The organism is Croceitalea sp. MTPC6 (assembly GCF_036985525.1).
GTDB lineage: Bacteria > Bacteroidota > Bacteroidia > Flavobacteriales > Flavobacteriaceae > Croceitalea.
In genome coordinates this window covers 125585-145649 of the sequence record NZ_BTGR01000006.1, presented here as the reverse complement: position 1 = coordinate 145649, position 20065 = coordinate 125585, and the positions used below count along the sequence as shown (strand labels likewise).

The 20065-nt window shown below is 44.3% G+C and carries 21 protein-coding genes; 15 read left to right on the top strand and 6 right to left on the bottom strand.

The annotated features are described in order from the left end of the window. Window positions 1–43 precede the first annotated feature (43 nt). From AACP56_RS12400 to AACP56_RS12330, 15 genes are all read left to right on the top strand, one after another. Window positions 44–2509 carry a type IV secretory system conjugative DNA transfer family protein gene (locus tag AACP56_RS12400; protein ID WP_339337122.1) on the top strand — a complete coding sequence of 822 codons (2466 nt, stop codon included), beginning with the start codon at window positions 44–46 and terminating at the stop codon, window positions 2507–2509. After that, entirely contained in the window at window positions 2509–2907 is a 399-nt protein-coding gene (locus tag AACP56_RS12395; protein WP_339337123.1) for a hypothetical protein, read from the top strand. The genes AACP56_RS12400 and AACP56_RS12395 overlap by 1 nt, the downstream gene beginning before the upstream one ends. 195 nt (window positions 2908–3102) lie before the next feature. Then, a complete protein-coding gene (locus tag AACP56_RS12390) occupies window positions 3103–3777 on the top strand; it encodes a ParA family protein (RefSeq protein ID WP_339337124.1) in 675 nt (224 codons plus the stop codon). 2 nt (window positions 3778–3779) lie between these two features. Next, window positions 3780–4244 (top strand): hypothetical protein, encoded by a 465-nt coding sequence (locus tag AACP56_RS12385; protein WP_339337125.1) that lies wholly within the window; start codon window positions 3780–3782, stop codon window positions 4242–4244. A 125-nt stretch (window positions 4245–4369) separates the two neighbouring features. Next, on the top strand, window positions 4370–4597 hold the full coding sequence (locus AACP56_RS12380; protein WP_339337126.1) for a hypothetical protein: 228 nt from the start codon (window positions 4370–4372) through the stop codon (window positions 4595–4597). Then, complete coding sequence (locus AACP56_RS12375; RefSeq protein ID WP_339337127.1) at window positions 4530–4886, top strand: hypothetical protein; 357 nt, start codon at window positions 4530–4532, stop codon at window positions 4884–4886. Before AACP56_RS12380 ends, AACP56_RS12375 begins: the two co-directional genes overlap by 68 nt. Window positions 4887–4888: 2 nt before the next feature. Further along, entirely contained in the window at window positions 4889–5212 is a 324-nt protein-coding gene (locus tag AACP56_RS12370) for a DUF4133 domain-containing protein (RefSeq protein WP_339337128.1), read from the top strand. Next, on the top strand, window positions 5197–7800 hold the full coding sequence (locus AACP56_RS12365; RefSeq protein WP_339337129.1) for a TraG family conjugative transposon ATPase: 2604 nt from the start codon (window positions 5197–5199) through the stop codon (window positions 7798–7800). The genes AACP56_RS12370 and AACP56_RS12365 overlap by 16 nt, the downstream gene beginning before the upstream one ends. Beyond that, window positions 7797–8429 carry a hypothetical protein gene (locus tag AACP56_RS12360; protein ID WP_339337130.1) on the top strand — a complete coding sequence of 211 codons (633 nt, stop codon included), beginning with the start codon at window positions 7797–7799 and terminating at the stop codon, window positions 8427–8429. The genes AACP56_RS12365 and AACP56_RS12360 overlap by 4 nt, the downstream gene beginning before the upstream one ends. Before the next feature lie 8 nt (window positions 8430–8437). Beyond that, window positions 8438–9343: a type IV secretion system protein gene (locus tag AACP56_RS12355; protein WP_314012055.1), complete on the top strand. Its 906-nt coding sequence runs from the start codon at window positions 8438–8440 to the stop codon at window positions 9341–9343. A gap of 13 nt (window positions 9344–9356) precedes the next feature. Further along, window positions 9357–9980, top strand: a complete 624-nt coding sequence (locus tag AACP56_RS12350) for a hypothetical protein (protein ID WP_314012056.1) — start codon at window positions 9357–9359, stop codon at window positions 9978–9980. A gap of 157 nt (window positions 9981–10137) precedes the next feature. Further along, window positions 10138–11022 (top strand): conjugative transposon protein TraM, encoded by an 885-nt coding sequence (gene traM, locus AACP56_RS12345; protein ID WP_339337131.1) that lies wholly within the window; start codon window positions 10138–10140, stop codon window positions 11020–11022. A 2-nt stretch (window positions 11023–11024) separates the two neighbouring features. Continuing rightward, the gene (locus AACP56_RS12340) at window positions 11025–11999 is read left to right on the top strand and encodes a DUF4138 domain-containing protein (protein WP_339337132.1); all 975 of its coding nucleotides are present in this window, start codon (window positions 11025–11027) and stop codon (window positions 11997–11999) included. Next, complete coding sequence (locus AACP56_RS12335; protein WP_314012059.1) at window positions 11996–12547, top strand: conjugal transfer protein TraO; 552 nt, start codon at window positions 11996–11998, stop codon at window positions 12545–12547. The genes AACP56_RS12340 and AACP56_RS12335 overlap by 4 nt, the downstream gene beginning before the upstream one ends. A 12-nt stretch (window positions 12548–12559) precedes the next feature. After that, complete coding sequence (locus AACP56_RS12330; protein WP_339337133.1) at window positions 12560–15916, top strand: TraQ conjugal transfer family protein; 3357 nt, start codon at window positions 12560–12562, stop codon at window positions 15914–15916. A gap of 44 nt (window positions 15917–15960) precedes the next feature. Here the strand turns inward: AACP56_RS12330 and AACP56_RS12325 are convergent, their stop codons facing one another. The 6 genes from AACP56_RS12325 to AACP56_RS12300 form a co-directional block, all read right to left on the bottom strand. After that, the gene (locus AACP56_RS12325; protein WP_314012063.1) at window positions 15961–16446 is read right to left on the bottom strand and encodes a hypothetical protein; all 486 of its coding nucleotides are present in this window, start codon (window positions 16444–16446) and stop codon (window positions 15961–15963) included. Window positions 16447–17027: 581 nt separating this feature from the next. Then, window positions 17028–18299: a PQQ-dependent sugar dehydrogenase gene (locus AACP56_RS12320; protein ID WP_339337134.1), complete on the bottom strand. Its 1272-nt coding sequence runs from the start codon at window positions 18297–18299 to the stop codon at window positions 17028–17030. A gap of 72 nt (window positions 18300–18371) precedes the next feature. Beyond that, window positions 18372–18935, bottom strand: a complete 564-nt coding sequence (locus tag AACP56_RS12315; RefSeq protein WP_339337135.1) for a DUF305 domain-containing protein — start codon at window positions 18933–18935, stop codon at window positions 18372–18374. Window positions 18936–19108: 173 nt separating this feature from the next. Next, a complete protein-coding gene (locus tag AACP56_RS12310) occupies window positions 19109–19324 on the bottom strand; it encodes a heavy-metal-associated domain-containing protein (RefSeq protein ID WP_339337136.1) in 216 nt (71 codons plus the stop codon). 38 nt (window positions 19325–19362) lie between these two features. After that, window positions 19363–19605 (bottom strand): hypothetical protein, encoded by a 243-nt coding sequence (locus AACP56_RS12305; protein ID WP_339337137.1) that lies wholly within the window; start codon window positions 19603–19605, stop codon window positions 19363–19365. Then, the gene (locus tag AACP56_RS12300; RefSeq protein ID WP_339337138.1) at window positions 19589–19996 is read right to left on the bottom strand and encodes a four-helix bundle copper-binding protein; all 408 of its coding nucleotides are present in this window, start codon (window positions 19994–19996) and stop codon (window positions 19589–19591) included. Before AACP56_RS12300 ends, AACP56_RS12305 begins: the two co-directional genes overlap by 17 nt. Between the last annotated feature and the right edge of the window lie 69 nt (window positions 19997–20065).

Sequence of the window (20065 nt, the reverse complement as noted above, 5' to 3'; positions counted from 1 at the left end):
CCCATTCCGGAAAGGAAAAAGAAAACACTCAAAAGGAAGGGATATGCAAGATAAAAATAGAGGGTATATGGGCATGTATTTATCGGCCTTCCATTTTGCGATTATCCTATTTCGGGAGCAATATGCCCTGTACGTATTCCACCATGGGCATCAGGAATTTTTCGACACTATCCATGCCTTTCTACTCCGGTCCGGACTGTCTTCCCAGGGCATGGTTGCCCGTCTACTTTTATTGGGGCTATTGATGGGCGGCATCATGATGTACCGGCCGGTCAAGAAAGATGGGGTCAACCGTAGAAAAAGTACATTGGGCTTTCTCGTTTCCTTGGCCTTCCTGTTTGTGTCATGGTGGTGTTACGGAGTTTCCGAACTGGGGATGTGGGCATCCATGACACTTCTTTCACTGGCCTACTTGGGATTGATGACCCACGGGATGCGGTTGTTCCAGTTTTTGGACTTTATGAACCCGGCAAAAGAAGACCCCTTCAACGATACAAAGGAAACCTTTGAGCAGACTGGTAATAGAATCGAAACGCCCTATTCCGCCAATATCCCTTATACTTATTCCCACAATGGAAAGAAACGAACGGGATGGGTCAATTTTGTCAATCTTTTCAGGGCCTTGTTGGTCATCGGTACTCCGGGGAGCGGTAAATCCTTTTCCGTTATCGAAGAGATCATGGCCCAGTTCATCGACAAAAAATTTGCCATGGTCATCTACGATTTTAAGTTCGATACGCTTACCCGTAAAGCATACGGATATTTGCAGGAGGCCCTGAAAAAACACGGGAACGATTCCGAAATTCCCTTTCCGAAGCTGTACCGTATCTGTTTTGACGACCTTCGGATGACGCACCGGAACAACCCCATGGACCCCTATGGTCTGGTCAACCAATCCGACGCCATCGATACGGCCACCACTCTCATGAAAAACCTGAATCCCGAATGGATCAAGAGACAAGACTATTTTTCGCGCAGTGCCATCAGTTATACCGGTGGCTGCATCTGGTACCTCAAAAAAAAGTCGGAAGAAACTGGAAGGTATCTCTGTACCCCCGGGCATCTGGCCATTCTGACCACCGTAAAAATCGATATCCTGATGGAAATCATGACCAAGGACGTCGAGGTACGACAAATATTGGTTCCCTTTCGGGATGCTTTGGAAAAGGAGGCCATGGAACAATTGTCGGGCCAGACCAGCACGGTACAAATAAGCCTTTCGAGTATTGCAACCAAGGAAATCTTTTATGTCATGTCCGCCAATGATTTCAGTTTGGACGTGAACGATCCCCGATATCCCAAAATCGTATCGTTACAGAATAATCCCGAACGGAAAGAGGTCTATTCCGCACCTTTGGGCCTGTATATGAATACCATTCTCAAACGGGTGAACAAACCGGGCAAGCGGCAAATGGCCCTGCTCATAGACGAGGTACCCACCCTGTTCATTATGTTGTTGCGGACCATTATCGATACCGGTAGGGAAAACAAGATCGCTACCATTTTGGGATTGCAGAGTGTTGGACAGCTTATTCTGGATTACGGCAGGGAACTGGCCGATGTCATCTATGACAACTGTGCCAACATCATCTGCGGTGCGGCCAAGGGCGAAACGGCCAAACGATTGAGCGAACTTTTTGGAAAAATCCACCAAGAGAGGGTGTCAAAGAATATGAGCAGCTCCGATGTAAGCACCAACCTGAGCACGCAGATGATGGAACTCTTGCCCAGAAGCAAGATCGCGTCCATGTCCACGGGATATTTCGCGGGATTGGTCGCCGATACTTTCGAACACCAGATCAAGGAAAAGAAATGTTATGGCCAGTTGCTACCCGACATCGAGGGAAAGCGTAGGGCCATGAAGCATGAACTGCCGGTCATCAACGATTTTAGGCCAGAAAATTTTGAGGACTTGTTCGAAGAGCAAATGACGATCGTATGGGAACTTGAACTTCCAAGAAATGCTGTGGATCTGTTTAAAAGGGAAATCGGGTACATCGAATTTTATGGCACCCATCTGGAAGAAGTGGCCAAAAACAAATTTACCAACGGCACTAAGCGGCGAATTTTCAAGGATGTTGTCAGGGAGCTTCGCCTTTTCGATTTCAGGGATACTATTTTAGAGCTGTTGAAATCGAATTCAGGGCACTCTGAGTGGAACCATCTATTTGAACATATCGTGGAGGAATTTCTGGTGCGGACGGAAATGGACCGTGTGGCCCAGGCAGAATTCGACAAGATCATCAATGAAGTGGACAGCTTGGTAAAAGAGGAATACAAGGCAGTTACCGGAAAGGAGTTAAAGAGTGCCATATTTGACGAAAAGAAAATAAATGGCGAGATTGCAAAGGCCATCAACAACTCTGAGGCGGCCGTGGAAAAGTTCATGGACGATTTCGGTAATGGTCTGGACGAGTCCCTCTCCCAAAGTTTGGCGGCACTTCAGGAAGAAACGGAATATGATTTTGGGGAGGAATTTTCCTCGTATCCCATAGAAAACTTTGAATAATGGATATAGAATCAATCATCAAATTGGACTCCAAGGATCTCGGATATATTGGGGAGCGCCTAAAGGAAATACGTCTCGAACTGGTGGAACTGGACGACACGGAGGACAAAAGGTTCAGCGAGTTTTCCGTAACCAAGCTGAGCGAACGTCTGAACATGGACCGGACTACTTTGGCCAATGTGGAGCGTGGCTCTTCCATGGTCAATTCCATCAAGATCATTCTTTACTTCTACAGCCTGGGCTATAATCCCATCTGGATTCTGTTGCCCGATAATGAGTTCGTACAAAAACGTAATCTTGGAGAAAATATGGTCTATCAAGAGGGGCTACGGGAAAAATACCTTGAGATGGAGGAACGGGTTTCCGAGGCCATGAAGGATTTTAAGTCCGCACTGTAGCACACTCTTGGTTTTGAATATTCCCTAATTTGATAGCTTCAATTTCCCCAATTCGTTCATACCCCCGAACTACCATGTACATTGCTATATAGCGTTATAGCAATGTATAATGCAATAATCAATCAATGCTATATAGCAATATAGCATGCAATGACTATATGGTCATATGACCATATGATTTTTAAAAGTATATATATGGAAACCAAAATAATTTCATGTACCGGGGAAAAGGGCGGTTGTGGCAAGACGACCCTCAATATCATCTTGGCGACCAATCTGTACCATCTATACCAAAAGAAGGTTGTGTTGATCGATATGGACAACCCGCAGTATTCCGTATACAAAAAGCGGAAACGCGATCTGCGGCAGATGGGCCCAACCGAGATGCCAATATTTCCCGTGGAACGGGCAACGGTCGAAACCTTGGAATCGTTGATCAAGAGATACTATGCTACTGTGGATTTTATCATCGTCGATTTTCCCGGAAACCTTAATGAGGAAATGGTAAGGGGGCTGCTTTATGTCGAGCACATCTTTATACCTTTTTTTCTCGACGAACTGGAAATCGACAGTACGGCAGTGTTCTATAAAACGCTGGAAAGAAACTATCTCCAGAACGAAAATCGGGTATTACGGTCCGTCAACCTTTTCTTTAACCGCTACGAGCTGGTCAAGGTTAATAAATTCGATACGGTGAAGAAGACCTTGGCAAAAGCAGGTATGCCCATGATGGAACAGGTCGTCATGGAACGCACAGTATACAGGGAGCGGTACCGGAATACTTTGATCCCGATTCCACCGACAAAAGAGAACGGCGAACTAGGGTTAAAACGATTTATGGAAGAGGTTATAAAAATTTCAAAAAATTGAAGATGGGCAAAAAAATGAACGTAAAGGACTTGCTGGAATCGGCAATCGTAGACAATATGGATACCAAGGAAGAAGTCGAGGGACTTAAAGAACAACGAAGTACAAAAATCAATGAAGCCGAAAAAAGTTCCATTGATATAAAAGAAAGAAGCGATAAAAACGTTGAGGGTAGTAAAGCGCGGACAACGGTACAGGGAAAATTTACAATGACAAAGTTGAGCCGAAGGGAACAAGAAAAAGTTGTGGAATTCGAGAGGTTAATGGAACAAGACCACTATACCGACAAAAAGGAGCAATTTATCTTTAGGTTGAGTAAGGCCTGCTTCAATGACTATGAACGGCTGGCCAGTGCGTGCAGTTACAAATTAGAAAAAAAGGTTTCCCGAAACGATATTATGCGTAAGGCCCTTGAGCTTTACCACCAAGAAAACATTCGGGAACTAAATAGAATTATTGATAAGATTTGAATTGGCAATGGGAACATATCGTATACGTCATCATCGGCAGCCTATGTCTGTTATGGTATTTGTTTGTCCTTGTCGCACTTAAAAAATCAAAAAACGAAAAAAAAGTTCAGGAAAATGATTCATATATGCAAAAATCACATATATTTGTAAAAAACACATCTTTAAAGGATAAAGATATGGACCAGTTACTCAACCGTGTCGATGGGAATGAAACCAGCTCTGAGCTGTTGGATATTTTCAATGCGTCCGATAAAGATGTTCAGAATGAATCCTTAATTCCAGAACATGAAAAATTTAAGATTATTAAAAATTCCGAACCCCCTCCGGAGGGGGAAGCGAAAGATTCCGATTAAAGTCTTCCTGACTTTACTCCTACTTATCACTTTACATGCTGCCGGCCTTGCCCAAATCGATGAACTGGTCGATCAAGTCAACGAAGCGGAACAGGGTACGGCACAAATCGGGAACAGTATTTTCCGAATCATCAAGATTGCCGCAGGCGTACTTCTAGCCATTGCGGCGTTGGCCTTTCTTATTATCAGGGAACAGAACCAAGACATGGCCCGTAAAGTAGGCAATGCCATTGTGGGACTGGTCATCTTCTACGGCCTTATCGAGATTGGGGAAAACTTGGCCAACTAATCATGGAAAACAAGTTGGTCAAAATCCCTAAGGCCCTGCAAAAGGACGTTTCCTTCTTTGGGCTTCGCGCTAAATATGTGGACCAGGCCTTTAAGGGCTCGTTCCTTTCCCTGATGATGGGGCTGTTCCTCAGTACGGTCATCCCGACCTTTCTGAGCCTTCTTCTTTCCTTCTGTACCGCTGCCCTATACATCATACTTATGCTTTTCTATTCAAAGGCGTACGGGGAAAATGGTTTTATTAAGTCAAGGGCTGACAGAAAGGGACCGGTTGGTGTAAAAGGCCATGTCAACAAAAAAATGTTAGTGCTATGGAAAAAAGAATAAATCTTTTGGACGCCTTTCCCATTTACGGTTATGAGGCCCCGATTTTGGTATCCAAGGAAAGAGGTTGCCTAAGCATCCCGTTGCAGTTAGAACTTCCGGAAATCTACACTTTGGAAAGTAAGGATTACCTGAACCTCAATCGTATGGTTTCCGGCATCTTGGAAATACTCGGCGAAAATTGTCTTTTGCACAAGCAGGACCTGTTTTTTGGGGAAAACTATTCCATGGACAGGCAGAGGTTGGAGCGGGATTTTTTTGAGACAGAGGATGAGCTTTATTTTAAGGACCGGCCCTTCTTGGAGCATCGTTGCTATTTGGCCATCCACAAAGTACCCAAAAACTACATCGGCCGCACCCCGCTAGGGGCCAATTCCTTTTTGAAAAAGGAACGTAGGTTCTATGGCCAGAACCACGTTCCCAAAGAATACCTCGATGAAGGCGTTATGGCAGATTTCGAGGCCAGGGTCGGGGCCGTAAACGACCTTATCAACGATTCGGGCCTGATGACTTCGAAAATCCTTGATTTCGAGGAACTGTTCGGAGGGGCGGGCTATTACGATAGCTATTTGGAAACGGGCTACGGGGAAGGCATGGGCAAGGATATTGATTTTTCCGATAACGGTCTTAGGGTCGGCGACAAACAGGGGCAGTTTTTCACTCTGGAAAATCTGGACCAGTTCTCCAAAGAGGATATGGCCTTTCACGAGTATTTTGGAAAATACAGCACCGGGGACAACCTCTTCCCCATCGGGAACCTGTTTTCCCTTGGTTTCAAGATTCCCCAAGAACATATTATCAACCAGTATATTTATATACCGGAAAAAGAGAAGGCCATGGCCAAATTGAGGTCCAAGGCGAAACGCCTGAACAAATATGCAAGGAACAAAAAGGGGGACAAGAACAGTACCTACCGCGACCAAATTTATGATTTCCAACAACATACACTAAACGAGCATAAGGAGTTGGTCTATTACCACTTGAACGTTCTGGGCCTTTCCGGTACAAAGAAGTCCTTCAGGTCGATGTGCAATATCGTTAGGTCGGCTTTTAGGAAACTGGGCGTCCGTGCGAAGGAAAATACGGTGGATAGAAAGAATCTATTTTTCGGGGGTATCCTTGGCAACGGTATCGGATTGAGCTCGGAACTCTATAGCCCCTTTTCCTCCGACATGGCGGCCAGTCTTTGGTATTTTGAAGGGGGCTATAAAAACCGGTTGCACGGCCCACACGGATTGCGTATGGTCGATAGGGCCACTGGCAAACCTTTATTGGTGAGCCTTTACAGGGAACCTGAAGCAAAGGATTGGATTTTTAACCGGGGCATGCTCATCGCTTCGGGATCTGGAGGCGGAAAAACCTTTTACGCCAATGCCTATTTATTCTCCGAGTATCGCGAGGGAGCCGAGATCCTTATTCTTGAGAATGGGAACTCCTATGACAAACTGTTGGACTATTTGGATGGGGTCGTTATTGAGAACGATGATCAAAATCCCTTTACATTCAACCCCTTTGTGCTGGATTCGGTGGATTCCGTTGACAAAGGTGGTGAAAAGGTACTTACCGAACACAAATTGACCCAACTCATCGCACTGGTCCATCTTTTGCTGGGACAGCAAGGAAACGGTAAGGAAGACGGTCATGATGATGCCGTGACCAAGACCATCATTGAACTGCTTGTTCAAGGGTATTATCGGGAACAACTTGGAAAAAGCCATCCCGAATACTCTTTCAATACGTTTTACGACCATACCAGCAAATGCTTGGGCCCACTTATGGATGCCAAGGGTATCCGAAAGGAAGTCTTCGACCCCTATGTATTTCTATTGCTCTTGGGAAAATATGCCCATGACGGACCTAGGGGATATTTGCTGAACAGCAGGGATTCAAGGATATCCAGACTGAGCCATGAACGTCTGGTATACTTCAAGTTGGGGAACCTGATCAACAACGAGCAGCTTTTCCCGATTCTGGCTTTTTTGATGATCGATGTTTTCGATAAAAAGTTGAAGGATCCCAAAAAACTATCCCTGAACAAAATACTGAACGTCGACGAAGCGTGGGACCTTTTCGACAATCCGATAATGGCCAGTTATTTCGACGCACAGTCACGAATGGCACGGAAATTTGGGGGTCAGCCCATTTTTATCTCCCAAAAAGTAAGCGATTTTGTCAAATCAAAATATATCGGCAAAACCATCGTGGTAAACAGCCATATCAAGGTCTTGCTCGATCTTGGTGAATTTGGCAACTCCTTTGAGGAAATCCAGCAAGTATTGGGACTGAACGAAAAGCAGAAGCAACTGATCCTATCCAATAACAAAGATTTGCCTATCGGTCGGAAATTGCGGGAAATGGCCATTTGTTGGAAAGACCGTGTCAAGGTATTCGGATTGGAGACCTCCTTGCCAACGAAATGTCTTTTTGAAACCAATCCCAACGAAAAAGCAAAGATCACCCGACTACATAAGAAACATGGCCATGTTTGGGAAAGAACGGCCAACGCCTATAAACAGCTGCAAACCGAACTGGCGGAATCCGGTTCAGAGAATTTGAACGGCAGTGACCTTAACCCAAAATATAGAAAATGATGATGTATGTAAAACCAAGAATTGTATGTCTTACTATTTTGATAGGGCTGATAACCCATTTTGGAACCGCCCAAATACCCGTGACCGATGTAGCGGCCAATGCCCAACTGGTACTGCTCAATCAAAATGTGGCCACGCTCAATTCGCAACTGGTCACCTTGAACTCGACCATGGGGAAGCTTTTGGCACAGATGGAGCGAAATGTTACCGCCAATTCCAGCGCTTCAAAAATCCTAAGCCAAGACCTTACCGCAAAAAGAACTCCGGCCAGTTATGTCATGGGAAGTCCTGAAATGAACGAACTGTACGCCCTAAAGGACAAGATCGTGGAAGCCTATAAGGGCACACAGAAAAACCTGCGCTCCTTTTCCAATCTAGAAAAAGTGGAAAAGGAAAGGGCTACCAAGATTTTGGCCGATGCCCTGTTACAGGTTTCTTCCTTGGTATCCCAAGGATCCCAGATTGCCACCACTGGCGAAATCATCGAATCGGCCGATAGGCTTTCGGCATTACGGTCCATCTTAGACAATATGGACACTATTTTAGAAGCCATAATAAAGGTCAATACGTCCCTCTTACAAAAAAATGAACACCGCAAAGCGGTCTATTCACTGATTAAAACCAATTGATATACATTATGCAATCGGATACAGGTTTTAGAGAAACGGTGAACACGATATTCAATCAGTATATCGACGATGCTTTTACCAATTTGGCCCCTACCTTGGGTATAGGCTTCCAAATGGCAAAAATCGGGCTGGGCATCTTCGCCATCATGCATTTTGTGGGTAACGACAGGGCCGATGTGTTCAAGGCCCTGAAGTGGTTTCCTTTGATGTTCATCCTCTATAACTACTCCGAGTTCGCGCATGCCATCTTTGAATTTTACAACAACTTGGGCTCTTCCTTTGTCAGTACGCAAAAGAACTGGGACACCATCGGGCAGAAGGTGGCCTTGGCCCAAATCGATGTGGCGGCCAATAACGTTGTGGAATGGAACTTGTTCAGCATGGATATTGATGCGTTGCAGTCCTTTGCCCTTACCGGTTTGGCGGGTTCCATAACGGCGTTTGCCCATATCGTTTCTACACTGATTTTCGTTGGTATCAAGGCTTTGGCCACCATCTACCTTTTCATTCTTATCATTTTTGGACCTATTAACATAGGGCTTTCGTTCATTCCAGCCATTTCGGGCCTATGGAAAGCGTGGTTGCAAAAGTTCATGAGCCTGTGCCTATGGCTTCCCATGTTATATGTAGTCGATATGTTCATGGTCAATCTTGTGGATGCGCTGGTGGATCATTTGCTCCGTAAAAGTGCCTATGACCTTGGATTGATCCTGAGTTCATCTCTCTTGATCTTGATGACCTCCTTCTTTTACATCAAGGCCCCGACGTTGGCCAATTTTGTAGTCCAAGGGCTCAACATTTCGGGCGGTGGCATCGTCTCGAAGCCCAAGCACTACGGAAAAAAAGCGATACAAACGGTCATCGACGCGAAGAGTGGCGGGGCCACAAAAGCTGCGAGGACACTCATCCAATAATAAAGATTCGCTTATGAAGGATAGGTATATGATTTTTAACGATATAGACAGAGGCCGAAGGCACAACAAGCGGCTGGTTTATGGGTGTTTGGTGTTGGTGGCCGTAATCTTTGCCATTGCAAGCTATTATGTAACGGCGGCAAACGAGCGGGCCAACAATAACGCTTATCTACTATACGGAGGGCAACGCCTACCAATAGCTCCCATCAGGGATATCAAGCAAAATCTCGAAATTCTTTGTGAGGGACATATTATCAATTTTCATGAACTTTTTTTCGCTCTGGAACCCGAGTTGGACCTAATAAGAAAGAATATCGAGGGAAAGGCCTTGTTCATGGTGGATGGGTCAGGCAACCGCTTATATGCCCGTTTGGTCGAAAAAAAGTACTTCCATGATGTGGCAATGCGGGACTATAACTACTTTGTCGAACTTGATTCGATTCAAATCGACTATGCAACCTATCCGTTTCCGTTCAACTTCTACGGTAAACAGGCCATAGAAAAAGGCAAAACCACAACGTATAGGAAACTGGTCACCAAGGGATACCTGAAAAAAACGGGAATCACCTTGAATAACCTGAACGGAATCAAGATTTTGGATTTTGAGGTCGTGGACAATTCGGACATCAAACACTAGGGACATGAAATTAGGGGACAACATAAAACGTTTGAAACGCTGGGTCGTCAGGCACCGAAACTTTGCCATTGCCCTACCCCTGATCCTGATACTCACCAGTTTCTTTGTTATTGAGAACGTCAAGGATTTCCAATTAAGGCCTAACTCCGAGACCGATGTGTCGAATGGCTTTAATCCGGAGTTGCCCGGCAAAGTCCCGACCTTGGAATCCAGTGCTACCGATACACCTTTGAAAATTACGGATTCTTTGGCAAAGAAAAAGGTGGAGAAATCCTCGGCTTTACCGGACGTTGCCCGGATGAACGATTCAGAAAACGATTCGCTCCAAAGGATCCTGAAACGATTGGAAGGACTATCCTTAGAATCGGACCAGCAGGATGTTCCACAGGCCGAAATTTCAGATAGTAATAAAACAGTGGAAAGGGAAAAGAAGACTATGATGACCGTGGAGGAACAAAAGCAAAAATTTGTGGAGAATCGCTTGGCCTATCGTGAAAAGCTATTGGAGGGAAAAAAGAAAATAATCGGGGAATCCTCGGGGCAAATTCCCCATCCTGAGCAAGAGCAAGAGGAGGTGCCCGAAAACGGAAAGCCGACTTTCTTTAGGGCAACGGTATATGGCGACCAGTTCATTTTGCCCAATGAGAATGTACGGCTGCTGCTCATGGAGGACATGGTTCTACACAAAAAACGATTTCCCAAGAATACGTTTATCCATGCCTTGGCTTCGATACAGGGAAACAGGGTCTATTTGGACATAGACAATATCGAACATTACCCGGTCGATATCTCCGTCAGGGATTTTAACGACGGTCGGGAAGGCATATATAACAAGAGGGCCGGAGAGCTCTGGAGGGAGTACAAGGCCGAGACGGCAGGCGATGCCCTACAGGAAGCCGCTGACGAAATCACGAGCGGGGCACCGGATGTCCTGAAAGGTATTACTAGGGGTTTGGGAACGTTCCTGCGAAAAAAAAGGTTAAAGGAGAAAGATAAGATTTTATTGATCGATGATTATGAACTGTTATTGGTAATGCAATGAAGATGAAATCCCTATTGACAATTATTTGGTTATTCGGTTCGTTGTCGGCAATGGCACAGCTGGACACTATTCCGGTCTCAAGGGACTATAAGACGATATTGGTCCTGCCCGCTCCATATGATTTTTCCATTAACGGGAAAGAGCTCAATTTCATAGAATCCTTTCCGGCAAAAATTGGTTCCGGGACGGTCAGGAATATCGCATTGCTGATCTATAACGATGTGGCACCCGATATAACAGACTTTACAAACTATACAATCTATACCCGTGATGGCCTAGCCTATGATTTTATCCTGAAATTGGTGGACATCCCCTCCAAGAAGCGATGGACCATAACCACCGCCATGGCGGATAACCTTGACGAGCTTTCCAAAAAGCGAGGGAATCACGAAATAGACAAATCCAACGTTTCACGACAACTGGATATGGAGCAAACCGAGGTTCCTACCGAGACTTTCCAGGAAAAATTGAGCGTTAAGACCGGGGAGACCGAAGGTGAGCCTTTACCGCTTACCCGGGAACTGTATGTCTTGGACCGAATGGAATACATACGTCGGCGATGTTATTACAATCAGTTCAACAAGGGCAAAATAATTCGCTATCTGTCCAAATTCGATAACGTATTTCTTTGGCTGGAGAACGTGTACTACGAAAACGATGAAATTTACCTGCAGTTCCGATTGGAGAACAAGGAGCATATCGACTATGACGTCAATTTTATAAAATTCAGCATCGCTACGAAATACAAAAACAGTTCAAGTAATATTAAGAAAGCACAAAAACCTTTGTTCCGGTACAAGGTTCCCAAAAAGGTCGAGGGGAATTCAGAGAACTATTTCATGGTGGTCTTCGATAAGTTTACCCTTGATCGGCAAAAAGTTCTTACGGTGGAACTGGACGAAGAAAAGGGCAATCGAAACTTGTCTTTGGACATAGACCATTCTGTCATTAACAATCCTTTAGGCTTTAAATCATGAAGAGAACAGGATTTTTTGTTACGATTTTATTTTGTCTGGTGGCCTCATCCATCTTTGGCCAAATGCGGGGCAACCTTGCCTCTTCGGTCGGCGTGAGCGGCGGATATGTCGAGGATGGCTACGGTATTATGGGAACGTTCAATTTTCATCCCGATCGCTATCGATATTTTCAGATAAGTGTTTTGGCCGCAATTGCGGAGGACAAAGGTGACCAAAATATTCCTTACAACATCTTTACTATACAGCCCGGACTGTACTATCGCGTATTCATCGCCCCTCAGCGGAAAAATTTTAGCCTCTTCCTAGGTGGGGGCGGACTGTTCGGATATGAGGTCATTAACAACGGGAGCAATGAACTTCCCAGTGGTGCCCTCATCAACGGCAAAAGCCAATTTATATACGGTCTATATCTCGGTGCAGAATTGGAAGTAGGCATCAGTAACGATTTTTCCATATTGGTCAAGGCGAACGAATACTACCACGTCAATTCGGACGTGGGAAATTTTTACCCGTATGCCGGTGTCGGTCTGCGGTATTTTTTGTTTTAAAAAGACGACGTTATGAAATTCAGTACCCCACAACGTATAGTCGCCATAGGTATGCTATGCATGATTTTTATATTGGCATGTAGCAAAGATTTTGAAGGAATAGTACAGGATTCCTTTGATTTCAACTTTGATGGCACCAATGAGGAAAACGGTTTTGTGTTCGAAGCCGTTAAAACTGATTTCAGCTTGGAGCCCGAGCGGATGGTCTCCACGGTTTCCTATTTTATGAAATATGATATCCTCAATGGAAGAGGCTATTACCTTGGGACTGAAAATGATACCATTCGCGAGACCGATACGATACCGGTAAAGGATTTTGACCCATCCTACCGCTACATGCCCATCGATACGGGTATGCACAGGGTCAAGGTATTGGCCTGGGATTCGAACAAAATACAAAAAGAGTTGGAGCTGACCTACAGAGTCAGACACGCTAGCTTTAGTTTTCTATTGACCAAAGGTACCGACGATTTCATCATCAATAGCCGAAATCCAATTAACGTAACGCTGTTACGTGATAGGGAGACTTTCGATCCCGGCAAAGAGACCGATCAGGATTTCGAAATCACCTATCAATTGGAGGATGGTTCCGGCAAACTCTTTTTAGGCGAAAACACCTATGATGCCGGAACTCCGTTTATGCTGCCAAAGGGCGTAACGGAATTTAGCTACCAACCAGAAACCTTGGGTGAACATAAGTTGACAATGACTGCCAAGGCCCCTGATGGGGCCACATTGACCAATGAACTGCTATTGGTGGTAGGAAATATCAACTTTACCTTTAGGGCTACGGCGGCTTCCTCGCAGGTTGAGCTAGAAACCAATTTGGCCATCAATATTGACTTGCAAACTCAAGACGAGGAAAGCGAAGTAACTTATGACATAAGCCACTCTTTTTCGTCCGATAGTCAAGGTGCGGGAACTGTACGGGACCAAAATGGAGGGGTTATGGATCCAGGAACCTTTCGTGCCATCGGGCCGGGCAATTACAACTTCACTTTCGAGGACGATGAATTGGGACAGCGTAAAATCTATTTCGACCTCCGCGATAGCAATGGCCAGATGAAACGCGACAGTGTCGAAATCGAAGTTGCCAATATCCCCTTTACGTTTAGTGGAAACTCGGAAAGCAACCAAGTGTTCGTGAACCAGCGAACACAGCTTAACTTCAACATCAAATCGAACGGTAAAACGTCCAACATCGACTATTTCCTGACCTACGATCCGGAGGAAGGAAACGGAACGGTTACGGGAATCAATGGCGATATAATCCGCAACAATACGGACTATCCCGTGGAATTGGGCAATTTTCCATTGTTCTATACTCCGGAAACTTTGGGCCCGCATCGAATCAACTTTTTCGTTACGGACAATTATGGGCAGGAAGTCGGACCTGTTGAAATCGATTTGGAGGCGAAACAGCTAGAACTGGAATTTAATGCCTCCGCCAATAGTAATGAGGTGTTGGTTGGGCAACGCGGAACTATTTCATTGAGCCTCATTGAAAAAGGTGATTATAGCGGAGTAGCTTATGAACTGAATTATTTTATATCGGGTGGTGAGGCCCAGCTTTACAATGGGAATTCCCCGATTGTGCCGAGCCAATATTTTACGGTAAGACCTGGAAGTTTTGCATATGATTTTATTGCACAAGAGGCCGGGACTTATGAAATTACCTTTTTACTTCGGGATAGTAATGGACAGATTTTAGAAGAAAAAGTTACGGTCGTCGTGGGGAATAATGATTTTACGGTAAGCATGACACCATCAAAAGCAACGGAATTTTCCAATATTCCGGTTGGGATTATTGTGGATATTGATGAAGTACCCGAGGGAGCGAACGATAGCTACTCGGCCTTCTTTTCATCAAGCCAGAACGGTTCGATGTCGGTCAATGGTGTGGCCTACGGTCCAGGGGAAGAGTTCCCATTGGGTGCAGGAGTCAATAATCTCACATATACAGGACTGGAACCTGGCCAGCACAATATCATTCTAAGCGTGGAATCCGGTTCGGATGTTACTCGAACGGCCAATACTACTATAACCTACGACCAAGTGGATTTTACCTTTACGGCGGGAACCCAAAAATCGGATATAACTGTAGGGGAAACTACTGGCCTTAATTTCAATATTTCCGAAAGTGTGGGGTCTTCGGATTACACCATGCGTTTCAGTATGAACGGGAATGCACTCATCAGGGATAACAACGGTATCGAGGTAAGCCCAGGTAACAGTTACGATGTCAATACTGGAAACTTTAATTGGACGCTTGAGGGAACCAATGAGAGCACGGTTCGATTGGCTTTCACCGTTCGAAACGATACAGGGTTGGAGAAAACAGTGGATATTACGGTAAACGTGGCGGCCAAAGATTATACCTTTACTGCATCAGGCACATTGCAGCAGGCCTATACCGGGGAACAGGTGGATATCAACTTCAATATTTCCGAAATCGGAATCGGCGGGGATACCTACGAGATGTATTTTTCAGCAAGTGGTAACAATGGTTCTTTTGAATACGGAGGTACTAGCTACTCCGCCGGTGAAAGTTTTGACGTACTTGTGGGGGCATTTTCGGGAAAGTATACTGGAACGACCGAGGGCAACCACAACATCACTTTCACAGTGCGCTCTTCATCGGATGTTGAGAAAACGGCCAGCGTCAATATAAACTATACGGTATATGAGGAACCATTCGAATTGACCATTAGTCAGGCCCCCGGAGAACGTTTGGAGGGGGAACCTTTTAACATTGCGGTCATTACCAACGCCATTGGCACACATGACCCGGATGTAACCTATCAAATGACATTCTCCTTTAGTGGAAACCGCGTCGGTTATTTCCTTTATGGTGGAAATAGATATGATGAGGGGCAAACGATTCCATTGAATTATGGAAGTACTAACCTTACCTTCTATCCCGATAGCCAAGATACGTTTACCATTGATTTTGAAGTGGAGAATTCAACGGGGCAATCCCAAATCGAAAGCACATTTGTGGACACCATAAGAAAACCTGTGGCGTTGGTCAAAGGGGAAAAGTACAATGTCAGTTGTGGGGGATTGAACGGTTGCGATTATCAAGTCAGGATTTATACCTGTTTTGATATTGGGTGTTCGGAGGCTTATGGCGGTGCGACGTTGGATCAGGTAGAAATCAGGATATTCAACAGGAGTTCCAACCGATGGGATACTCGCTTATTCAATTACAACGAAGCCACGGGCAGTGGAGTGGATAGGTATTTCATGCTGGAAGAGGAACCCCGTGAAAGCCGCTTGAAATATCTTGATCAGGATTTCGAGGTAAGGGTCAGGGATACGAATGGCCAATGGAGTGAAAGAGTTACAGGAAGAGTGGTCAGAGTTTAAGCATCATGGGCGCTTTCAATACTACTGACTAAAGGCAATTAAAACTAGCTTCTTTTAAAAGTATAGGTAATAACGACATCTTGACCGTCCAAAAAATCCTCTTCGTCAACAACCAATTGGTCGTTGGAAAACTCTACGATAATCCAATCGCTACGATTATCAAATCGTATAATCTCATTGTTTATGAGCTCGTACCTATCATCTTCGACATTTTGAAATGCGGGTACTTCCCCACAAGATAGTCCGTTTTCATTAATAGAAAAAGCATTTTTTTCTCCAGGCCCCCGAGAGCTGAAAAAAGTTAAATTATCTTTTAGACATTGACGTATTTCGTTGGTGTTGAACAAGTCAACGTTGACCGTACCGTCCCCATTAATATCAACGGCAGTATTGGAATCAATGGCCTCGTACTCCCATTGGCCCAACAAAGCTTGGCTCCTATCCGACTCCGCTACGCTGTCATCATCATTATTACATGAAAGAAATAGCAGCATTGGGAGTGCAAGAAAAACGAAAACATTTGATTTCATTTGATGTGCCTTGGATTAGTACAAATATATTAATGAGGATTATATCTTTTAAACAAGAATTTTCAAAATTAATTGTGCGGCGGCAAGATAAATGCAAACAGGCGATTTTTTTCGTCTGTTTGGGTTTATGCGCGGTTCAGAGGGTGTTCAAAAATCTGGAACTGAAAGACCCCGAATGCGAACCGGCGTAGCGGTTCGCTCGGGAAGTCTTGAAGTGGAAGATTTTTGAACTTCCGCAGGAACATGGCAAACAAAGCCAAAGCTTCAAAACTATTGGTGTACACTTTTGATTCCTTTTCATTGTGAGCGCTCATATTAAAATTTCTTCATAGGCTCAAATTTGTTGAAGTTGAAAAAAGATATGGTCCCACAATAATCCCGCCCCAATTATTTCTTGGCTGATTGTAGATGATGACTCGTTATTTTTGGGCGGTGGCATTCCTAAAATGTTCGGGGAATGGGCTGGCTCAAACAAGAAAGGACATGGCCCATATACCTATTCGTTGCAGCAATAACCTCAAATTTAATTTTAAGTTCTTAGAAGAACACCACTCCATAGGAAATGAAGTTGGATTACGAATTCAGTCGGTTGTATTTATACGCCAAATCGTATGCGTTTTATCATCGGTTACCAATAATGACCCATCTTGGGTAACTATTGCACCTACGGGCCTACCGTAAACTTCGTCTTCATTTGGATTAACTATAAAACCTGTTAAAAAATCTTCTTCAGGTCCCGAGGGCTTCCCATTCTTAAAGGGAATGTAGATGACCCGGTAGCCTGAAAGTTTTTCTTTGTTCCAAGAACCGTGTTGTACAATAAACGCACCGCCGCGATATTTTTCCGGGAAACTATTCCCATCATAAAAGACCAATCCTAGGGAGGCCGTGTGTGATTTTAGGGCATAATCCGGAATCAAAGCTTCGCCCCTTCTCATGGGCTTTTCGATTTTGACTCTCGGATCTTCGTGTCCAAAGTAGGTATAGGGCCATCCGTAAAAACCATTTTCTTGAACGCTGGTCAGATAGTCGGGCACCAGAAAGTTGCCCAGCCCGTCGCGTTCGTTGACCACCGTCCATAAAGCTTGGGTTTCTGGTTCCCAGTCCATTCCAACGGGATTTCGAAGACCGGAAGCATGTACTTCCAATTCCGAACCATCGGTATTGCAGCGTAAAATGTTAGCTTTCAACAATTCTTTTTCAATACCATTCTCTGCAATATTGCTCCCACTTCCCACTGCAATATAGATTTTCGATTCATCTCCGTTCGTTATGATGTTTCGCGTCCAATGTTGATTGGCCTTTCCGGCCGGTAATGTGGCTATTTTTTCCCCTTTGGCGGTAATGCTCATCTGTCCCTCTTTATATGGATATCGCATCAATGCATCGGTATTCGCCACATAAAAAGAGTTTCCAATGAGCAACATACCGAAAGGTTGGTTCAAGCCATCGTGAAGAAAGGTTTCCCGAACATCGGGCTTTCCATCGTTATCGATATCACGGAGCAAGGTAATCAGGTCGGCACTAGGGGAAAGATTTTTGGATTTCCCCGCACCGATAAGCCATGCACCGATACGTTTAAAGAAACCATAGTTCGAATTGCCCTGTGCAACCAAAATATCACCATTGGGCAGTTCGTACAACCAACGAGGGTTCTCGAAACCATCGGCGTATTTGGTAACGGTAAAACCTTCCGGTGCTTTGGGCGTCCTACCGTCTTCCCAACCTATGACATTCGAAAAGTTAGAAACGGATTTCGTAGCGAACGGTTCGGGAAGCGAATCTATCGCTTTATCCTGCCCCAAGCCGTAAGCGAATATAGTAAGGCTAAAAATTACTGCTAAAGTTCTCATAATGTGCGAATTTTCCTGTTGGAAGTCAAATCAAAATCAACCCTCCTCGTTTTCCAAGCCAAAGTAATCTAGCTATTCAGTCAGGTTTCGTGTTTCTTCGCCTAGCTTTCCTTCAAACTTGGGCAAGGGCCTGTTTTTCCGTTCTTCTTCTGTTTTTACTAGACCATTCTCTTTGATATCGTTGATCAGCCATTCCATTTCCATAATTTCCCTACGCTGTGCCTTTATAATTTCGTCAGCAAGTTTCCTTACGCGTATATCCTTAATTTGAGACCGCTCACTTGTCAAAATGGCGATGGAATGGTGGGGAATCATGCCTTCCATATAATCAACACCAGTGACGGTAACCTGACTTCTAACCAAACCGATACCACCGGCTATCAATAGGATACCCAATCCGATTATTGCTATGTTTACTCCCCGCTTTTTGTACATATTCAACATAAAGAGGAGCATTATGACAATCATGGAACCGGCCATGATCAACGTCATGAAAAATCGGGTTTCACTGTACCAGAAATGATCAATGATCTGGTACGAATGGGTATACATTAAAAAGAACATTGCTACCATTGCGGTAGCAATCATCGTAAAAAATTTACCGTAATTGTTGCCGTTTTCGTGTTTGTTTTCCATTTTTTTAGGTTCTATATTAAAGTTATGTTCTTGAATAAATTGAAATTAAATTCTTAAAAGCGTTCTTTTCCTCTGGACGGTATGAATGTTTGTGCATAATCTGGCCCATAAGAGTGATTTGATTTGATATTTCGTTTACAAAAAGTTCATACAACTATTATGACGAGGCGATGTTAATCAACTTTCAGTGGCTGAATCGAATACTGGCTATCTTGTAGCGCCTCCTCTAAATTATCCAGTGGTACCTCATGCTGTGACTCAATAGTTGCTTGTGCGTCTTCCAAATCGACCGATACATCGGCGACGCCCGTTACGTTCAAAAGTGATTTTTCTACATGGCCGCGACATCCGTTGCAGCTCATCCCTTCGATTGAATATGTTTTCTTCATTTTCTTATAATTTAATCAGTTATATTTCTATTACTTCATCAACCAAACCGCAGTCCATCAACTTTTCCCCAACACATGGATTTTTGATTTCCAGAAGGTTCAACACCATACTTGTACCCAAAACCTTCTGCGAAGTATTTGGCTACCCTATAAGTTTGGGCTGCAGCCTTGACTTCGTGAGGTGTTAGTACCTTTACGCTCTGCTTCATTTTACCTTCCAAACAGTAGGTCAGCACTAAAAATGGGTTTAGAAATACAGCTGTTCTAAAAATAATTTTCATCTTGCTGTATGTTTGAGGTTTCATATTTCACTAAAGTATCCTTGCAGGCAGCCGCACATTTTCTACAGGCTTCCGCACATTCAACACAATGTTGATGTTCATGTTTTTCACATTCCGTGGCACATGACATACACAGCCTATGGCAATACTTTATCAGGTCGCCAACGTCTTTATAGGTCGTGGCCAGTATTTTCGAGGCTGTACCGCAAATTTCGGCGCATACGCGATTGGCACGAATGCAGTCTACCATTGAAGCGATGTCATCTTCATCCAAGCAGGCATCGACACAACGATTGCACTGAACAACGCAATTGTTCAGGGTTTCTATTAAAATTTTTGAATTATTCATGAATGTTTCCAATTTTTTTAGCGTGTCGTCTAACGAATTCAAATGAACACCTTTCCTAAATTTCTATTAAAAATATCATTCGAAACCGCATAGGGTTGCCGTAAAAGATTT